Genomic DNA, 4051 nt, shown 5'->3' with positions numbered 1-4051 from the left:
TTGACGCAATAGATGCAGTCATAGACGCAGAAATTGGTCATCAGGATCTTCAGCAGGCTGATGCACCGCCCGTCCGGCGCGTAGGAGTGGCAGATGCCGCTGCCCTCGGTCGATCCGATCCCGCCCGACTGCAGGCTGTTCCGCTTCACCGTCCCGCTCGAGGCGCACGAGGCGTCGTATTTCGCCGCATCCGAGAGGATCGCGAGCTTGCGGCTGAGGCTGAGCTGGGCCATGTCGTTCCCTTTTTGTTCACCTCGGAAACTAACCCCGCGCCCTCCCCCTGCAAATACAAAATGACCGCCTCACGCACTTCGTGATCGCCCCACTGTAGAGCGCCGGGCTGACGCGAAGCCACGCATCGTTCACCCATGCTTGACAATGCGTCGGCGGGAACCTGCTATCCAGCCGCCGGTTTCCCGCCTATCTCAGGTGCACAGCAACAACGGAGGTCGCCATGGCCCTCGAACTTAAAGGCATTCACCACCTCACCGCGATCACCGCCCAGGCGCAGCGCAACGTCGATTTCTACACGCGCACCCTTGGGCTGCGGCTGATCAAGAAGACCGTCAACCAGGACGACGTCAGCGCCTACCACCTGTTCTACGGCGATGCGATCGCCTCCCCCGGCGCCGACCTCACGTTCTTCGACTGGCCCACCACCCCCGAGCGCCGCGGCACCAACTCGATCGCCCGCACCGGGCTCCGCGTCGCCTCCGAGGCCGATCTCAATTGGTGGAAGGCATACCTCAAGGAAAAGGACATCGCGTCCGGCAACATCAAGGAGCGCGCCGGGCACCTGTCGCTGGAGTTCGAGGACTTCGAGGGCCAGCGCTTCCGCCTCATCGCCGATCCGAATGCCGCCCCCGGCCATCCCTGGGCCGAGAGCCCGGTCCCGGCCGAGCACCAGATCCTCGGCCTCGGCCCGATCACACTCTCCGTTCCCGAGCTCAGCCGCACCGCCGAGGTGCTGACCAAGGTCATGAACATGCGCGAGGTGCGCACCTACCCGGCGCGCGAAAAGCACGGCGAAATCCACGTCTTCGAGATGGGCGCCGGCGGCGCGGCGGCCGAGCTCCATGTCGAGGTGAACCCCGACCTGCCACAGGCCCGCCAGGGCGCCGGCGGCGTCCACCACGTCGCCTTCCGCACCCCCGACAAGGAGCAGTTCGACGAGTGGGTGAAGCGCACGGCCCAGCTCGGCGTGCGCACCTCCGGCGAAGTCGAGCGCTTCTATTTCAAGTCGCTCTACTTCCGCGAGCCCAACGGCATCCTGTTCGAGATCGCCACCGACGGCCCCGGCTTCACCGCCGACGAACCGCTCGAAACCCTCGGCCAGCGCCTCGCCCTGCCCCCGTTCCTCGAAGGCCGCCGCGCCGAGATCGAAGCGGGATTGAAGCCGCTCTGAGTGCTGAACTGCCCCTCACCCCGACCCTCTCCCAGCGGGGAGAGGGGGCGATGTGGCACGGGCGGTTCACCCCGCGTCCCCTCTCCCCTCCGGGGAGAGGGTCAGGGTGAGGGGAAGCTACCGAGTGGTCGTCCCCACCGGCTCCGGCACCAGCACCTTCGCCATATCGATCAACTGCATGAACTCGGCCCGGTAGCCGTTCTCGTCCGTCCCCCGCGCACCCTGCGCCAGCGTCCGGATGTCGTCCCAGCTCATCTCGCCATAGTTCGAGCCCTTGAGCTTCTGCCCGAACGCGGCGACCGCTGCGGCAAAGCGCGAGTCGTCATCGGCCCGGGATAGCTCGTCGACCGCCAGCCCCCGGGTGATCGGCTGCTCCACCAGCGTCGAGGTGTCGCCCTCGGGCAGCTTGTAGCGCAGCTTCAGGAACCCGATTTCCTCGCCCGTCGTCGGAGTGGCCGCGACCGATGGCGCAGCCGCGGTTCCGCCCGCCTCATAGCGCAGCGGATCGTTGAGCTCCGCCCCCGAGCCGACCGGGGTGATCTCGTAGAGCGCAGTAACGGTGGTCCCCGCCCCGATCTCCCCGGCATCGACCTTGTCGTTATTGAAATCCTCGCGGTTCAGCGCCCGGGTCTCGTAGCCGATCAGCCGGTATTCGCTGACCACGGCCGGGTTGAACTCCACCTGGATCTTTACATCCTTGGCGATGGTTTCGAGCGTGCCGCCGGCATCTTCGACCAATACCTTCTGAGCTTCCTTGAAGCTGTCGATATAGCTGGCATTGCCGTTGCCGTTCTGCGCCAGCGCCTGCATCGTGTCGTCGCCGAGGTTCCCCTGCCCGAAGCCGAGCACCGACAGGAACACCCCGTCGTCGCGCTTCGATTTGATGAAGGTCTTCAGCTCCTCGGGGTCATCGATCCCGACATTGAAATCGCCGTCCGTCGCAAGGATCACCCGGTTGATGCCGTCCGCCACCTTGTTCTGCTCGGCCAGCCGATAGGCCAGCTCGATCCCCTCGGCCCCCGCGGTCGACCCGCCGGCCGCGAGGTTTTCCAGCGCGCCAATGATCTTTGCCTTCTCGCTCGCCTTGGTCGGCTCGAGCACCACGCCGGCCGAGCCCGCATAGGCAACGATCGAGATCGTGTCGTTGGCTCCCAGCTGATCGACCAGCAGCGCGAACGCCCGCTTCAACAGCGGCAGCTTGTCCGGCTCATCCATCGAGCCCGAGGTATCGATGAGGAACACCAGGTTCGACGGCTTGTCCTCGCTCACCGGCGGCACGTAGCCCTTGATGCCGATCTGCATGATCTGCGTCTTGGCGTTCCACGGCGCCGGATAGATCGAGATCGTCGGCTTGAAGGGCGTCGTCGCGTCGGTTGGCGCCGGATAGCTGTAGTGGAAGTAGTTGATCAACTCCTCGAGCCGCACCGCATCGGGCTCCGGCACCCAGCCCTCGGTCAGCGCCCGCCGCACATAGGCATAGGCCGCCGTATCGACGTCGATCGAGAAGGTCGACACCGGCTCGGTCTTGACGATCTTTACCGGCGATTCCGTGAACCGGGTGAACTCGTTGCCGCTCGGGTCCGTCGGCTTGGCGATGGTTGCATCCACCGCCGCCGGGGCCGGCGCCATCGCGAACGATTCCTGGATCGCACCGGCCGCCTGGTTCGGCGCCGCCATCAGCTTGGGCGAAGCCGCCATCTGGCGCATCTCGGCCATCGGCGCAGCCGGAGCCACTGCCTGGGACTGCAGGCTCGCCGGTGGCGCGAACTCGTCGCGAAGCTGCAGGTCGGCCTCACCCTCGGGTTGCAACACCGCAAGATCAGCCGCGTCCTCGTCCGCCGAAGTCGTGCTCACTGGCGCCTCGGCAGTCACCGCCGCATTGCCGGCCGCCTCCTGCTTCAGCGCATCGACGCGACCGACCTCGACCGGCGCCGGCTCGGGCTGCGCCACCGGCTTGTCGGCCGTCGTCGCAACCGGCACCACCGGCGGCACGCTGACCGGAGTGATCGCGGTAGAGGTGTAGAGCTGATAGCCCAGCGGCAGCAGCAGCAGCGCGACAGCGGCCGTGCCGAGCCCGTAAGTCAGACGGTTGTCCATGGTCCAGGTCCTTTTCGCATTGGCGAGAATGGACCTGAGACGCTGCGCCAACGGATTTCCTTGGGGAGCCTTCCGGCTTGCCTGTTCGGCATCGAAGGCGAGCATCGCCGCATCGAGCGCACGCCGGCGCGCCGCCTCGGACGGAGCCGGGGCCTTGGCGTGCTTCAGGGCGTTCAGTTCGTCATCGTTCATCTGGTTGCTCACAGGAGCCCCCTCAATGTCTTCTTCGCCTCGTGGACATGCCAGGAGACTGTCGCTTCCTTGCACCCCATGATCACGCCGGCCTCGGCATGGCTCATCCCCTCCGCGTAGATCAGCAGCACCGCATCGCGCTGCTGTTCGGGCAGCCGGCGCACCGCCAGCCAGAGTTCCTTGGCCGCCGCCGAGTCTTCCTGCTCGGGCAGGTATTCGTCGGGTGTCACTTCGGCATAGCGGTCGGCATTGCGCCCCCGCCGGCTCCGCGCCCGCTGCATGTCGCGCACCGCGTTCAGCGTCACGCGATAGAGCCAGCTGGTGAACGCCGACCGGCCGTCGAAACTCTTGAGGATC

General features: G+C 66.4%; 3 protein-coding genes and 1 pseudogene. 1 reads left to right on the top strand and 3 read right to left on the bottom strand.

What is annotated here, in order from left to right; all coding sequences use genetic code 11:
• Window positions 1-233 (bottom strand): annotated as a pseudogene (locus JWQ89_RS14655) (radical SAM protein); the annotation flags it as partial.
• Window positions 234-454: 221 nt separating this feature from the next.
• Between JWQ89_RS14655 and JWQ89_RS14650 the strand changes: the two are divergent.
• Window positions 455-1405, top strand: a complete 951-nt coding sequence (locus JWQ89_RS14650; RefSeq protein WP_299642186.1) for a ring-cleaving dioxygenase — start codon at window positions 455-457, stop codon at window positions 1403-1405.
• Window positions 1406-1522: 117 nt separating this feature from the next.
• Here JWQ89_RS14650 and JWQ89_RS14645 read toward each other — a convergent pair whose 3' ends face one another.
• Both JWQ89_RS14645 and JWQ89_RS14640 read right to left on the bottom strand, forming a co-directional pair.
• Entirely contained in the window at window positions 1523-3694 is a 2172-nt protein-coding gene (locus JWQ89_RS14645) for a VWA domain-containing protein (RefSeq protein WP_299642184.1), read from the bottom strand.
• A gap of 8 nt (window positions 3695-3702) precedes the next feature.
• Window positions 3703-4051, bottom strand: a 349-nt coding sequence (locus tag JWQ89_RS14640; protein WP_299642182.1) for an RNA polymerase sigma factor, incomplete at its 5' end; no start/stop codon positions are given.

It is taken from the genome of Devosia sp. (assembly GCF_028290645.1).
Lineage (GTDB): Bacteria > Pseudomonadota > Alphaproteobacteria > Rhizobiales > Devosiaceae > Devosia_A.
Note: the sequence above shows the minus strand (reverse complement) of the source record. Positions and strands in the feature narration are given on the sequence as shown.